This is a genomic window from uncultured Limimaricola sp. (assembly GCF_964022235.1).
In the GTDB taxonomy this organism is placed as follows: domain Bacteria; phylum Pseudomonadota; class Alphaproteobacteria; order Rhodobacterales; family Rhodobacteraceae; genus Limimaricola.
Genome location: NZ_CAXHZL010000010.1, coordinates 56,612 through 71,062 on the forward strand (window position 1 = coordinate 56,612; position 14,451 = coordinate 71,062).

The window sequence follows — 14,451 nt, forward strand, 5'->3', positions numbered from 1 at the left end:
GACCAAAGATGCGCGCACGGATCTACCGACCCGCCCGGACCGCCACCCAGTCCGGCACCGCCAAGACCGAGGCCTGGGTGCTCGAACACGCACCCGCCTCCAAGCGCGAGATCGACCCGCTGATGGGCTGGACCAGCTCGACCGACACTCAGTCGCAGGTGCGGATGTATTTCGAGAGCCGCGAGGCGGCGGTGGCCTATGCCGAGAAGCACGGCCTCGACGCCGTGGTGCAGGAGCCCCAGGTACGCAAGCACAACATCCGCCCGGGCGGCTATGGCGAAAATTTCTCGACCACGCGGCGCGGGGCTTGGACCCACTGATTATGTAAATCCGACTCAAGTTGAGGCGGTTTGGCGGTCGAGATCCGGCGAAGCCGCCGACAGACATAACACCGAGTGCCCGGCTGGATCGGATGCCATAGACTTCTACCAAGGGCGGCCTGATGGCCGCCCGTTTCGTTTCAGGGATCAGCAATGACCATCACCCACCTCGTCACCCATTCGGGCGGCTTCCATGCCGACGAACTCCTCTCCTCGGTCATCCTGACCCGGCTGTGTCCCGATGCGGAGCTTATCCGTAGCCGCGACAAGGCTTGGATCACCCCCGGCGAGGGGCGGATCATCTACGACGTGGGCGGTCAGTTCGACGCTAAGGCGCGGATCTTCGATCACCACCAGAAGCCCAACCCGCTGCGCGAGGATGGCCAGCCCTACAGCTCCTTTGGCCTGATCTGGGCGCAGTACGGACGCGACTACCTGCGCGCGCTGGATATCCCTGAGCATGATGTCGAGAAGATCCACGCCTCTTTCGACCGCGGCTTCGTGCTGCCTGTCGACTTGCTCGACAACGGCGCGGTGGATGCCTCCTCGGCGGGGCCGCTGTTCTCGGGGCTGACGCTGCCGGCGCTGCTCGAAAGCCTGAAGCCCGCCTTCGATGATCGCGAAGAGGGCGCCGATGATCGCGCCTTTGCCGCCGCCGTTCCGGTCGCGCGCGCCTTCGTCGAAGCCCGCATCCGCCGCTCGGCCGCGAAATACCGGGCCGAGGCGATGGTCCTGTCAGCGATCGAAGCGGCAGGCGTGGGGCGCATTCTGGAGCTGCCTATGGGCATGCCGTTCCGCGCCGGTGTCGAAGCGGCGGGAGCCGATCACCTGCTGTTCGTCGTCCATCCGCGTGGCGCGGACTGGGCCCTGACGACGATCCGCACCGGCGACGACACCTTTGCCACCCGCGCCGACCTGCCTGCCGCCTGGGCGGGACTGACCGACGAGGCGCTGGAGGAAGCGTCAGGCGTGCCGGGGGCGAAGTTCTGCCACAACGGTCGGTTCATTGCGGTGGCCTCAAGCCGCGATGCGATCCTGCGTATGGCTGAACTTGCGGTGGCGGAGGTTTCGAAAGCCAATGCGGCGCCATAGCTGAGTGGACGTGCTTGCAGCCGAGGTTTGGACAAGGAAGGTCGGAATGCCGACCTTCGCGGCACCAAGCTTGAGAGACTGCAATGTGCGGTGAAAAATATCTTGCGGCAGGCGGCGCACCGGTCTGGGACGCGGCGCTGAGCCGGTTGCTATGCCACTCAGCTGTCTCCGTCACGAAAGGCGCTCGCGCGGGTTATTGGGCGCTGCAGAAATGGGTCGGGCAGGGTCGAAGCGACCGGCAGTGTCCGTTTCGTTTGGGAAGGATTTTCACGGCGCGGATGGGGGCACGGATGGCGGAAGCGGCTGTTTTCATTGCCGGGTAGAACTCGCGCCACCCGCGGGGGCCGTGCCGCTTCGCGGCAGGGCAACGTACTTGCCAGCCAGCTGAGAGTGTCTCGGGCCGCAGTCGTCAGGAGGTGGACCCCTTCGGGGCACGGTATGGCCGATCCGCATGGGCACACGATCCGTGGCGTGCCTATATCGAGAATAGCACTCTCCACCGTGAACGCCTTTTCCCCTGAATGCGAAGCAAGGCGGTCATTGAGGGCAGCGGCTGGATCCGCTGACATGAGTTGCAAGGCGACATTTCTTCACAGCATTCTAGCAAGCGTTTCGGGCTGCGCATCGGATGGAGGCTGTCGCGCATGAAACCATCGTAAGAGGGGGCGCGGCGAGGACGCTTCGCGAGACTTGGGCAGCGCTGGCTCAGGCGTCGGCGAGCACTTCGACCGTCACATGGCCAACACCGCTGCTCAGCAGGCCGATGTCGTCCGCGGCCCCCTTGGACAGGTCGATGATGCGGTTCTTGGCATAGGGACCTCGATCGTTGATCCGGACAACGACGGCCTCGTTCGTGGCCTCGTTCGTGACCCGCACCCGCGTGCCAAAAGGCAGGCTCGGATGGGCGGCGGTCAGGCTGTTCATGTCGTAGGTCTCACCATTGGCGGTCTGGCGCCCATGAAAGCCCGGTCCGTACCAGGAGGCGGCCCCTTCGAAGGTCTTGGTGACGCTGCCCGAGTGCGCCGTGGCGAATGGGGCGGCCGCCAACAGGCAGCCAGCGGTCAGCAGGGTACGAAGCGTGGCGTTCAACTTGGTCACAGGCGCGTCCTTCGGTGGTTGTCCTGAGGATGTTCCCCCTATCTGCGGGGCACGCCTCCGTGGGGCAATGGCAAAGGGGCAACGGTTCCAGCATCGGGGAGAACTCGGCGAAGCCTTGCCTTTTGGCGCGGCCGAAGCAGCGCGTATCCGCCGAAACAAGGGGTATGTAATGCGAATGGCCGCATCGAGGGACACGATCCCGAGTCCGGCTGGAGCTGCGCCTAAGGGCGACATCGCCGTCATGATAGCACCCGTGACGAATGGAAACGGGACGTCGCCTCGGTCTCGGGCACTGGGCGCGGACGGCGGTCACGGTGGTGCGACTGGGGTCGGGGATGGGCGAACACTGGCCATCGACCCGAGGCGGAAAGCTCCGCGCCGGGCCGAGGGGTTAGTCAGGACCGCTTAAGGCGATCGTTGATCGAAAACAGCACCAGCATGAGCTCGATCGAAATGCGCCAGCCGAGCAGCGACGCGAGACCGCCGACCAGCGTGAAGATCGCGGTGCCGAACCGAGCGCTGATAGGGGCCCAGCCGGCGAACAGCTGGGTGATCATCCCGATGACCGTGGCGAGGATGATGCCGATGGCGCCGATCGCGAAAACGATCCGCACCACCTTGGGGAAGATGAAGACGTCGAATTGAAAAAAGGATTTGATCATGGGTCTTGGCCTTTGAAAGTAAGCACGGACGGCCGGCACCGGTCCCCTGACGGGGAGCCTCGCCGCCCTGTTGGACATCGAAAGACCCGGCGGCGCAGACCGCCGCCGGGCCGGGCGGTCAGAGGATCTGTCGCGCCAGAGTGTTGAGTTGCAGCTGTTGTTCGAGCAGGCGATTGGCGGTGGCCTCGTCGACCCCGTCATTGGCGGCTGCCCGGTCGATCTCGGCCCGCAGTGCCGCGTCGCGGCTCACCAGATCACCCAGCCCCGAGCGACCGGCATCCGTGTCCGCGATCTGCTGCGACAACTCGGCCTGACGGGCCGTGATCTGCGACAAACGCTGCGCCGCGCTGCGCCGCTCGCCGTCGAGCCGTGCGGCCTGCGCCTCAAGCCGCGCGGCCTCGGCGCTGAGACGACGCGATTCCAGCCGCAATGCCGCCAGCTCGCCTTCGAGATCGGCGACACAGTTGGCGTAGCTGCCGCTGAGCGAGTTGCCCGCAAGATTGACCAGGGTGATGTCCCGGTTGGCGTTTGCGCAGGCATTGGCGCCGGGATCGGTACAGGCCGCCAGAAGAGCGAGCGCCGCGGTGCCGAGGCCAAGTGCGGTGGGATGACCGATCACGACCGGACCGCCGCAGGCGCGCTGCCGATCACGCCGATCATCGATTTCTCGGCGGCGCGAAGCCGGTTGAGCTGTGCCAGCTGAGCGTTGCGCTGCGCCGACAATCCGGCGGTCGGCAAGCCCGCAGCGCCGTGCTGCTTGACCGAGTTGTCGAGACCGGTAAGGCGCTCTTGGGATTTGCCGACCAGGGACTGGGTCGCCTTGACGTCGGCCTGCATGGTGGCGAGCTTGGCCTTGTAGTCAGCCGCGGACACCTCGCCCTTGCCATAGGCGGCGTTCAGTCGGGCGATCTCGCTCTTTTGGAAACCGACGACCTGTTCGGCGGCGGCGACCGCGGAAGCGAGGCGCTTGTTGTCCTGCTGCGCCAACTCGATGTCGCGCGTCAGCGTCTCCTGCGTGGCCTGAAATGCCTTGTTCTGGTTGCTCAGGTAACCGCCTGCGGCATAGCCCGCCGTCGCACCGGCGACCATGGCCGCCGCCGTCTGCTGGTTCGAACAGCCCTGAAGTTGGCACAGCAGCAGGCCGCCGATCGCACCACCGGCCGCACTCTGCACACGGACCTTGGCATAGTCGCGCTCTTGCGAGGCGAGCGCCTTCTGGGCGGCCGATTGGTCCGCCGAGGCCGCGGTCAGCGTTTTCACGTCGCTGAACACGTTGTTCATTTCGCCATCCGTGCCGGGGGCGCAGGCGGCAAGCGTGGCCAGAAGCCCGGCCGCGGTGATCATTTTGATGCGTGTCATGTGGTTTCCTTAGAAGTTCATTCCCGTTCGGCCGGACCCAAGGCCCGGCCATCCCCATCTGCCCGGCCCGCGGCCGGACGGATTTCATCGAGCCGCTCGCGCATCCGCGCCGCGGTCTGTTGCAACCGCACGGCCGTATCCAACAGTGCCATCGCGGGCGCGCGGCGCGCGGGTGTCTCGTCGCGCCCGCGCAGCCGTTCCATGAAATCGCGGCCAATCGCCTCCGCGCGTTCCGCCGCCTCGTGCACGAGGCGATGCTGCTCGGTCAGCTGTCTCAGGCGGGGCGCGAGGCGACCGCTGCCCGGCGTCATGGCGTCGCGGCGCAGCGCGGCGATCTCGGCGGCCTGCCGTGCCTCGAGACGCGCGGCGATGGCTTCGGCACGCTGGGCCCGCAGCGCCAGTACCACCGCCGCCTCGTGCGCGTCCCTGTCGGAGCGGTGATGGGCCGCGCCGACGGTGCCGGCATGCACCACCAGTTCGGTCGTGCAGTTCTCCTTCATCGCGATGCAGACCAAGCCAAAGGCCAGCACCGCGCCGGTCATCTCGGCCGGGGTGGCGGGCAGGCGCAGCTGTTCGACGGTCTGCCTCAGCGCCGTGCCATCCCGGTCGGACGGCGTGGTCGTGTCGGTGCAGGCCGTGAGGGCCGCGGCGAGGCCGACGCCGCGCAGGAGAGTGGCGAGACGCGTCATGTCGCGCTCCGGGCCAGATCCAGCAGCATGTCGTAGGTCATGTCCGGGGTCGCTGCGAAGGCGGGGATGTCATCGCGCAGCAGCGCCGCGGCTTCCGATTGTCCCGTATCGCCGCGCGCTTCGAGCCGCTCGAGATGCAGGACGAAGGCCTCGTCGCGTCGCGCGGGGTCCGCGTCGGCGAGGATCGTCAGAGCTTCGCGGTAGCTGCCCACGAGGTTGTGCAGAGACTCCTCGACCTCGATCAGCTTTTGCCGCAGGTCGTCCATGGTGAGGCGGATGTTCTCGCGGTTGCGCTCGATCAGTTCGGGATCGCCGGCCGCATCCTCGGCCGTGATCTCTTCGAGCGTCGTCTCGAGATGTTCGAGATAGTCCGTCACCCCCGTGCGCCGCCGATCCTGAAGCCGGATGGTCGCGTTGGCCACCGTCGCCATGACCAGCGTCGCATCGAGCCGCTCACGCGCCGCCTGATCCTCGGCGGTCTTGGCCTCGGTCAGGCTCAGCTGCAGATCCTCAAGCGCCGATCGGCGCTCGGGGTCGTCTTCGCCCTCAATCACCCCAGCCAATTCCGCGACCGGAAGCTGTTCGGCCTCGCCGGTTCCGGTCTCGGTCATCGCACGCGCCCATGCGGTTCCGATTTCGTCGACGCGGGCGTCTCCGGTCATCACCGGCGCCGAGATGACGAAGCGCACACCAAAGCTGTCTTGCCTCTGCGCCGCGCCGCTGCGCGGGTTGTAGGGCGGCCATTCGCTGCGCCGCGCCGACCGCATGTCTGCCTCGGTGGAATGATAGGAGCCGCCACGCGTCACCACCCCGCCACCCTGACCATGGGTGCGGGCCACGGCATTGAGCCGGAACGGCTCAAGCATCAGCTCCTCGGCATTGCCCAGCATGTCGAACAGCATCAAGGGGTTGGGCGCATGCGCGCCGGCGGGGGCAGGGCCGGTCTGCTCGAACTGCGCGAGTTGATCGGCCGTCTCGGACATCATCGGGCGCGGCGCGTTGTAGTCGAGCGGGTCGACCGCCTCGCCGCCGCGCGCCGCGAATTCCCATTCGACCTCGGTGGGCAACCGAAGGAAACCCGCCTGACCGTCGGCGCGCGGCATCGCATCCGGCGCGGCTGCCATCAACCATTCGGTATAGCGCCGCGCCAGATCGACCGCTTCGAACCACGACAGGTTCAGGCGGGGCAGGAGCCCGGTGATCTTGGGCGTGGTGCCGCAATCCGGATCGGTGAGCGCGGCATACTGCAGTTCGGTCAGTTCGTAGCGACCGATATAATAGTAGGTGCTGCCGCTGTCGTGGCTCGAGAAAGCCCCGCGGAGGAAGTCGCGCCGCAGCGAATCCATGTAGCCGAAGCTGGTGCCGGTCTGCCCGACCCGCACCACGCGGTCGGCCACCGGATCGTCGGCATCGGCGCTGACCATTACCTTCTGGAACCCCATCGCGCCACCGCAGGGCAGCGGCAGCACAAGGTCGGCCTCTGGCAGATCGAGGCGGGCACCGCCGAGGTCGTGGAACTGACGGTCCCATGTGACCGTGGGCGCGGCGCCTTCCGCGAGGGTGCCCCCCGCGCCGAGGGCGGTCGCCGTGGCGAAGGCGGCCGTGGCAAGGGCGCGGGTCCGGGCTTGGGTCATGGTGGTCATGCGGCCTCCCTGAGGATGATAGCGGGGTCGATGGAGAGAATGCGCCGGCCCGCCGCGACGCTGGCGACGCCTGCGACCAGCGCGCCGCAGCCGATCACCGCGGCGATGTCGGTCCAGTTCAGGTGAACGAAGCTGCCCGCCGGCCCCGAAGCGGTGCCGAGCACCTCGCCCGCGAGCGTGGCCGCCGGCACGAACAGTGCCAGCGACGAAGCCAGCCCGAGGGCGACCACCGCCGATGATTGCACCAGCGGCATTAAGGCCATCTGGCGCGGGGCGAAGCCCATCAGGGCAAGCGTGGCAAGGACCCGGCGACGGCGCAGCACATCGCTGACCTGGGTACCGGTGAGCGCCGCGGCGACGCCGATGAAGCCGACAAGCGCGATCAGCCCGAACGCGGCGTCGAGGTCATCGATGGTGGCGCTGGTCCTGGCAATCTCTGCCGCTGCGGAGATCATGTCGCGCCCGAGCAGTCGCGAGACCTGTTCGGCGACCGGTCCGACCTGCCGCATCTCGGCCACGTTCACGCGCAGCCCCTCGTGCGCGACCCTGCGTCCGGCCGGATCGCGGCCCTCGGTCACCCCGAGCACAGGCACGGCATAGCCATCCGCGAAAGCCTCGACGGCCTCGGCGAGCCCGTCCCCGGCGAGAACCGCATGCCCGGTCAGACGCGCCGCCGGCAGCACTATGGCGACCCGGCGGTCGACGTGCCCCTGCCGCGAACGCCCCTCGGCCTGCGTCACGAGGGCGATGTCATCCCCGACGCCCACTGTCATTCGAATGGCCAGCGCCTCGGTGATTGCCACCTCGTCCGGCCCGAGCGTGTCCAGCCCCCGCATCAGCGGATCGCCCGGCTGGGTGGGCAGCACCCGCGCGTTGTGGATCCCCCCCGCCGCGCCGCGCGCCAGAACCCAATTCGACTGGCTGCGCGGCTTGGGGACGACGAAGATCACCCCCGGCAGGGCCGCCACGGCGGCAAGGTCGGCCTCGGTGACGGCCGCATTGTCGGCGGTCTCGATCATGAGAAGCCGCGGATCGCTGGCGAGGCTATCGAGCAGATCGGCCACCGCGCCGTTCTTGGCGCCAAGAACGGTCAGCAGCGGCAACACGATCCCGACGATCATCGCCAGGCTCGCGACAAGCTGCAGCCGCTCGCGCCACAGCGCCGTCAGCGCCAGCGCCGAAATCAGCCCGGCCCTCATCTGACCCACTCCGCGGTCGCGCTACCGTGCGGCCCGCCCGCCGTGGCAATCCGGGTTTCGACCGACACCCCGGCGGCATGCGGGTCGAGCGCATGGGTCTGCAGGGCGATGCGGCGCAGCCCCATCGCTTTGGCCAGCACCAGATCATGGGTGGACATCAGCACCGCCGTTCCCTGAGACGCGGCCAGCTCGATGAACAACGCCAGCACGTCGCCCGCCATGTGCGGATCCAGCGAGGCCGTCGGCTCGTCGGCGATCACCACAGCGGGTCGATGCACGAGGGCGCGGGCGATCGCGACGCGCTGACGCTCGCCGATCGACAGCGCGTCGGGCCTGACGTGCTTCTTTGTTCGCAAGTCGAGCGCATCGAGGAGAAGGTTGCGGTAGTCGTCATCGCTCTGTCCCGCGAGCTTTTGGGCCAGCGCCACGTTGGCTTCGAGATCGAGAAACCCGAGCAGGCCGCCCGATTGCGGCACAAAGCCGAAATGCCTGCGCCGCAGCGCGGCGGGGTCGCCGCCGGGGGCCCAGGCGGCGGCGAGGTCGATCGTGCTTCCTTCGGTCGTCAGTCCGAAGCGCGCCCCCGGATCGGGTCGGCGCAGCAGTCCCAAGGTTTCCAGCAACAGCGTCTTGCCCGAGCCGCTTTCGCCGGTCAGCGCCACCAGTTCGCCAGCCGCCACCGACAGCCCGTCGGCGCGCACGCGGACACGGCGCTCAGGGCCGCCGAGGCTGACCGACAGCTGTTCTGCCCAGATCTCGACCGACATCAGGGCAGGAACTCGACGGGCAGGGCGGTGACCCATTCGCTGTCCGGCGCATCCGGGAACAGCGGTTGCCAGACCTCGGGGGAGGTGAGCCAGCGTCGGTAGCTGCGCAGCTTCGAGGTGAGGCCGTCCAGAACGACCTGACGCTCACCAGGGTTGCTGAGCCAGCGCTCTTGGCTCGTGCGCAGCAGCACGCTCTGGTAGGGCAGGTCCTCGAGGAACTCCATCGCGTCGCCCAGCTCTTCTGCGCCGGGATCGACGAGACGGTTCGGATCCTGAGACATCCGCAGGATGGCGGCACGGATCTCGCCATGGAAGCTTTCGAGATCATTGTCGCTTTCGATGCGGGCGCTGGCCTGCATGAACTGTTCGACCAGATCCGCCATGGTGGCCAATTCGTTGCGGGTCACCAGCAGGCGGAAGTTGACCGCCTGACGGGTGCCGTCGTCGACCGCGAGGCCGGAGATCCAGCCGTCGAACAGGTCTGGGGCGGCGGTGCCGCGCGCTTGGCCCAGATATTGCAGTTGGATTGCCGCGCCGAGCGCCGCGAGCTGCGGGTCGACCTCCTCCGAGGCCGGATCGTTGTCGAGCCCCTCGGCACGGGCAGCCTGATCGCGGATGAAGCCGATGATGCTCTGGGTCTGCGCGGCGAAGGCGGCCGGATCGCCGTTCTCGATCGGAAAATACAGCTCGGAACCGGCATAGCGACCAAGACTGCGGTATTGCGCGGAAGCGAAATCATGGTTGCCCCCGGCGCCGCCCCCGGTCTTGAGGTGTACCGGCAGAAGCGCGATCTGTTGTGCCTCGGCGGCGGCCTGCAGGTCTTCGGGCCGGTTTTCATAGCCTGCACCGTCCGTGCCCGGCAGCTTTGGCCCGGCGTCGGTGACCAGCACCACGAAGCGCCCGTCAAAGCCGCTCCAGTCTATCTCGTCGAGCGCGTAGGCCACGGCGGAGAGGCTGTCCTCGTTGAAGCCCACCGTGCTGGCGCGGGCTTCGCGCAGATCGGCCAGCGCCTCGACGACCGGCGATTGGTCGTCGCGCTTCTCGAGCGGCAGGATCTCACGGATGCGGTATTCCAGATCGGGCCGCCCCGCGATGTCGTCGCGGAAGGCGACGACGCCGAAATCGACCTGCTTGCCAAGCTCGGAGCCGTCGATCCGCTCCACCATGTCCTGCACCTGCCGGCGCATCACGTCGAAATAGGGCAGCATCGAGGTGGTGGTGTCGATCACGAAGACCACGCCCGCATCGAAGCCGTCCCCTGCGTCGTCAGCAGGGGCGGCCGGCTCGGGCGGGTTCAACGGCAGCGAAGCCACCTGCATCATGATGTTGGTCTGGAACGACAGGGGATGGAAATCCTGCACGAAATCCAGGATCGGCATGATGTAGAAGTTGTCGCGGATATCGATGTGCTCGGGCGGTTCGACCGAGATCACCCCAGCCTCCTCGGGCGGGGCTCCGGCATCGGCGGCGGCCAGCAGTCCGAGATGCTGATCGGCCACGCTCTCGCCGTTCATATGCGCGCGCAGCCCGTCGAGATCCGAAAAGATCACCTGGCGGCTGCGGTTGGCCGGGTTGGTGAAGGCGGCGACGATGTTCTGACGCCAGTCGACCACATGGCTCGCCGCGACCCAACCGCCTGGCGCGCCGGAGGCGACATGCCCGACATGCAGCCAGCCGTCGGTCCGCTCGAAGACGTAAAGCGGCTCGAACGGGTCGAGGCGGCGCAGCACCTCGCCATCCGGCGTCGTGGTCAGGATGGCACCCGGGCGTGTCAGCACCCTTTGGTACACGGTCTGCTTGCCCTCGACGAGCAGGGGGGCCGCGGTGGCTGTGACCGGCCCGAGCAGGAGAGCCAGCCCGAAGGCGGTGGCGCGCAGGACAGGGCGGCTCATTCGCAGAACTCCCGCTCCGCTTCGGCAGCACGCGGATCGGTGGCACCTGCGATGCTGGCGCAAAGCTCGGTGATTGCCGTGCGAACCTCTGCCGCACCGGCGGCTTCGGCGCGCGTGTAGTAGTCGAGCGCCAGCGACACGTCGTCGCTCAGCGTCAGCGCGAGTTGATCGTTCAGCAGCGGGTCGCGATGGGTCGGATCGTAGAGCCCGCCGAACATGGCAAGCGCTTCGCCCGAGCCCTGCGTCGCCGCGGTCTGCAGATGGCGCAGCGCCAATGTCGCATCGACCCCGCCGGTGCAGCCGCCCTGCGCGCTTTGCGCGAGCAGCGCCTCGATGGCCCCGCGCGGGTCGGCGGCGAGGCCGTCCGGCGTCAGCGCGGCGCAGGAGGTTGAGGCCGAGGTCGGGCTCGTGCCCGTGTCCGTGTCCGTGTCAGGGCGATCGGGCCATATGCTGGCGAGGAGGTCGTCGAATTGGGGCTTCCAATGCGGGGCCGAGACGAGCAGCCCGGCAACGATCAGCGATAGGGCCACCGCCGAACCGATCCCCCAGTAGAGCCAGCGGCGACCGGGTGACGCGGGCGTTTCGGCAGGGTCTCGGGCAGGCGCGACAAGGCTGCTCGGCTCGAATGCGGGCGCGGCCTGTGGCGGCGCTTCGGACTTGGCTGCGGGTTCGGGCTCGGGCTTGGGCGCGGCCGCCGCGGCACCGGCGATGCGGGCGCCATGCGTTGCGGCTGCCGCGCGCTCGATCGTTTCGGGCCAGACGACATCGGCGGTGGTGGCACCCACGGTGAGCCGCAGCCTCTGGTACTCCTCGAGCCAGTTCGCGATCTCGGGGCCGATCTCGACGAAGGGCCGTCCGTCGGGGTCGGCCTCGACCGCATAAGGGCCGAAGGCGTGGCCCTTGCCGTTCCAGACCGCCTGTGAGCCATCGGACTGCCCGAGGCCACGCTCCTTGTAGCGGTCGACCACGGTGACGGTGGCGGTCGGATCGGGCAGGGCACCCTTGGCAAGCCGCAGCTGGGCATGGCCCCGCTTTCGTGCGGGGATGATCTCGATCGCGGTCATGCCGCTTCCTCCCTTTGGTTTGTCCGGCCGAGATGCAGGGCCCGCAGGATCTCGCCGAGTGCGCCGTTGCGTTCCTGATCGACGTCGCCGCCGCCGACGTGTCGGGCGTTGGCCTGCAGGCAGGCATCGAGCGCGTAGCTCCAATCGAGCCAGAATTCGTCGAGTGTGGCGCGCGGCTCCTCTGGCAGGCCGGTCTCATCGTCGCGGCTCGGGGCCGTGGCAAAGAGCGGAACCTCGGGCCCGCCCGGTCGCGAGGGCCGCCGCGCGCGTTCGGCCTCCGGCAGCCGGGATTGGTCCAGCGTGCCGACGAAGCGGTTGATGTGCTCGGCCGCGATGATCGAGGCGGGACGGGCGAAATCCTCCATCACCTCGCCAAAGCCGGTCCCGCTCACGGCCTCGTGGATGCGGGCTTCGAGCCCGGTGCGCTGGGCTGCGTGGCGCAGTTCGGCGGCGAGCCGCGCCGCCAGTTCCGGCATCAGGTGAAACTCTGCCGCGACCCTGGGATCCGCTTTCAGCCGGTCCATCCGCTCTGTCCAGCAGCGCAAGGCCGTCTCGGCGAGGAACTCGGTCCGGCTCATCGTGCGGCCCGCCGCGCGGGCGGGCGCCTCGGCATCGGGACGAGACGCCGCCGAGGCGGCCGCATCGCTCCCGGCGCGGCGCGGGCGCATCGCGCGCAGCCCCTCGCTGGCGGTGGCCGAGGAGGCGTCGTTGATGATCACGCCCGCCGGGGGGCGCACCATCCGGTCATAGAGCGCGTCCTGCTCCACCATCAGCGTGGCGATGAAGCTCCCCAGGCTGCGCTCCTGCACCGTGGGCTCAAGGCTGTCGAGCAGGGCATCGCACAGCTCCATCTTCTCCTCGACGCGCTGCTGCAGGTCGTCTGAGACGTGAAGCGGATCCAATTCGGTGGCCAGCTGCTCGCGCAGGGCATCGAGCTGCGTCGCGATCTGGTCGAGCTTGCGATCGATGTTGCAGACCGGGCCCAGTTGGGCACGCAGGTGGCCGATGCCGCCATCGTTCTCGGTCAGAGCCGCATCCCACGCGGCGCCGGGGTCTTCGAAATGGGTCTGTACGAGGGGGGATTGGAGGTAGCCCGCCCGCAGTTCGGACAGGCGCGCCCGCTTATCCGTGCGCAGCGTCTCGACCGCCGGGTCGCTGGCATGGTCGTAGTTGAACAGTGCCTCGACGTGGAAGTTCGGGTTGCGCACCCAAAAGCAGTTCTGGAACGGCTGACCGGGGGTCCAGTTCTCGACCCAACCGCCGGGTTTGAACTTCTCGACCAGCGAATGGTAGAGGCGCTTTTCGAAGCGCTCCTTCTCTCCGGCGCCGGCGGCGTTGTCGAGCAGGTGCTTGTCGAAGAAGGTCAGGCAGAAGAACAGGATACTGGTGGCCTGCGCGCGTTTCTCGGGACTGGCCCCTTGGGTCAGCGCGATCCAGTTCTCGACCAGCTTGGGCAGGTCGATCGATTCCATGTTGGAATCCTTGATGCACAGCAGCATCGCGTTGATCTTCTGGTCCTCGACATAACGGTCGAAGAGATAGGCCACCTTGCCGCGCAGGATCAGCTGGCCCAGCCCGCCATCCTGTGCCTCGAAGGTGACCCGCAGAGGTTGCGAGAAGCGGTTGCGGGTGCCGGGAAAGTCGAGCAGGTCGGTCTGTTCGAACATCGGGTCCGGCAGGTCGCGCATCGGCAGGACCAGTTCGGCGGTCAGCGCGCAGATCAGGGGGCGCGGCAGGGTGGCACGGCCGCCGCCAGGCAGCGCCAGATCGAGCGTGTCGGCGTCGGGGCGGCCAATCGCGTGGAGCTGTGCGACATCGATGATCGAGCTGTCGCGTGGCACCAGAGCCGCCATCGGCGCAAAGACCTCCGAGACATGCCCCAGAGCATCGAGTCCGGCGGCCAGCTGGTCGAACAGTTCGGTAAAGCGCGGGTAGGCCCCCCAGAGCGGCGCCAGAAACGCACCGAGATCGGCGGTGGCCAAACGCGGCGCGATCCGTGCCGCGGACTCCCAGAAGCTCTCGAGCGCCGTCGAATAGGCAAAGCTGCGGAAGTTGCGCCCGACGTAGTCGGACATTTCCCAGATGTCGTCGGCCCCGAGGCCGCCCGAGCCCGCGCCGATCCGGCTCTCGAAACGTCCGACATGCGCTGCGATCTCCTCCGGCGACAAAGCCGCCTCGGAGTTGTCGCCATCCATGTAGAAGCTGTTGATCAGCATCTGTGCGAGGTCGGCCAAGGCGAGCAGCCGCAACGGCACCGGGAAGCCCTCCGGGGTTTTCGGGCGCTGCATCGTGAAGCGGGTGACCAGACCGGTCGACTCGCCCTCGCCCTCGGGGTTGATGTCGCGGATGTAGCTACGCTCCCCCTCTGGGCCGGCGTAGTTGGTGAACAACGGTCGCCCCTCGGGCCGGGCGAGCACCGAAACGAGGAACGACTTGCCGTTCTGCGAGGGGCCAAAGACGCTGACCGCCATGTTGGAGGCGGCCGCCGCCTCGAGCTTGCGGCCACGGCGCATGCCGTGACGCAGTTGCCGCTCGAGGCGGCCGCGCTGCGCCGGTCCGATCTGCTTGCCATCATCCGCGGCGATCCATTCGACCGCTTGTCCTGCGGCGGCGACGAAGTCCCGGCAGGCGGTTCCGACACTCTGTGCTGTGGGCTTGTTCATGCCAGG

The 14,451-nt window shown here is 68.0% G+C and carries 13 protein-coding genes; 2 read left to right on the forward strand and 11 right to left on the reverse strand.

All coding sequences use genetic code 11. The features are described 5' to 3' along the window. The first annotated feature begins 8 nt into the window (after positions 1–8). On the forward strand, positions 9–320 hold the full coding sequence (locus AADJ02_RS13020; protein WP_341213444.1) for an ETC complex I subunit: 312 nt from the start codon (positions 9–11) through the stop codon (positions 318–320). A 153-nt stretch (positions 321–473) separates the two neighbouring features. After that, a complete protein-coding gene (locus tag AADJ02_RS13025) occupies positions 474–1,412 on the forward strand; it encodes an MYG1 family protein (RefSeq protein WP_341213445.1) in 939 nt (312 codons plus the stop codon). A gap of 705 nt (positions 1,413–2,117) precedes the next feature. On the opposite strand, the gene AADJ02_RS13030 is transcribed toward AADJ02_RS13025, so the two are convergent. The 11 genes from AADJ02_RS13030 to AADJ02_RS13080 all read right to left on the reverse strand — a co-directional run bounded on the left by AADJ02_RS13030 (position 2,118) and on the right by AADJ02_RS13080 (position 14,445). Further along, positions 2,118–2,510: a septal ring lytic transglycosylase RlpA family protein gene (locus tag AADJ02_RS13030; RefSeq protein ID WP_341213446.1), complete on the reverse strand. Its 393-nt coding sequence runs from the start codon at positions 2,508–2,510 to the stop codon at positions 2,118–2,120. 395 nt (positions 2,511–2,905) lie between these two features. Further along, entirely contained in the window at positions 2,906–3,172 is a 267-nt protein-coding gene (locus tag AADJ02_RS13035) for a DUF4282 domain-containing protein (protein ID WP_341213447.1), read from the reverse strand. Positions 3,173–3,290: 118 nt separating this feature from the next. After that, complete coding sequence (locus AADJ02_RS13040; protein WP_341213448.1) at positions 3,291–3,791, reverse strand: hypothetical protein; 501 nt, start codon at positions 3,789–3,791, stop codon at positions 3,291–3,293. Continuing rightward, positions 3,788–4,531 (reverse strand): hypothetical protein, encoded by a 744-nt coding sequence (locus tag AADJ02_RS13045; protein WP_341213449.1) that lies wholly within the window; start codon positions 4,529–4,531, stop codon positions 3,788–3,790. The genes AADJ02_RS13040 and AADJ02_RS13045 overlap by 4 nt, the downstream gene beginning before the upstream one ends. A gap of 17 nt (positions 4,532–4,548) precedes the next feature. Beyond that, positions 4,549–5,220 carry a hypothetical protein gene (locus tag AADJ02_RS13050; protein WP_341213450.1) on the reverse strand — a complete coding sequence of 224 codons (672 nt, stop codon included), beginning with the start codon at positions 5,218–5,220 and terminating at the stop codon, positions 4,549–4,551. Then, positions 5,217–6,863: an SUMF1/EgtB/PvdO family nonheme iron enzyme gene (locus AADJ02_RS13055; protein WP_341213451.1), complete on the reverse strand. Its 1,647-nt coding sequence runs from the start codon at positions 6,861–6,863 to the stop codon at positions 5,217–5,219. The genes AADJ02_RS13050 and AADJ02_RS13055 overlap by 4 nt, the downstream gene beginning before the upstream one ends. Beyond that, the gene (locus tag AADJ02_RS13060; RefSeq protein WP_341213452.1) at positions 6,860–8,062 is read right to left on the reverse strand and encodes an ABC transporter permease; all 1,203 of its coding nucleotides are present in this window, start codon (positions 8,060–8,062) and stop codon (positions 6,860–6,862) included. Before AADJ02_RS13060 ends, AADJ02_RS13055 begins: the two co-directional genes overlap by 4 nt. After that, on the reverse strand, positions 8,059–8,826 hold the full coding sequence (locus tag AADJ02_RS13065; protein ID WP_341213453.1) for an ATP-binding cassette domain-containing protein: 768 nt from the start codon (positions 8,824–8,826) through the stop codon (positions 8,059–8,061). Before AADJ02_RS13065 ends, AADJ02_RS13060 begins: the two co-directional genes overlap by 4 nt. Then, positions 8,826–10,718 (reverse strand): vWA domain-containing protein, encoded by a 1,893-nt coding sequence (locus tag AADJ02_RS13070; protein ID WP_341213454.1) that lies wholly within the window; start codon positions 10,716–10,718, stop codon positions 8,826–8,828. The genes AADJ02_RS13065 and AADJ02_RS13070 overlap by 1 nt, the downstream gene beginning before the upstream one ends. Continuing rightward, positions 10,715–11,782: a hypothetical protein gene (locus AADJ02_RS13075; RefSeq protein WP_341213455.1), complete on the reverse strand. Its 1,068-nt coding sequence runs from the start codon at positions 11,780–11,782 to the stop codon at positions 10,715–10,717. The genes AADJ02_RS13070 and AADJ02_RS13075 overlap by 4 nt, the downstream gene beginning before the upstream one ends. Then, positions 11,779–14,445, reverse strand: a complete 2,667-nt coding sequence (locus tag AADJ02_RS13080) for a virulence factor SrfC family protein (protein WP_341213456.1) — start codon at positions 14,443–14,445, stop codon at positions 11,779–11,781. The genes AADJ02_RS13075 and AADJ02_RS13080 overlap by 4 nt, the downstream gene beginning before the upstream one ends. Positions 14,446–14,451 lie beyond the last annotated feature (6 nt).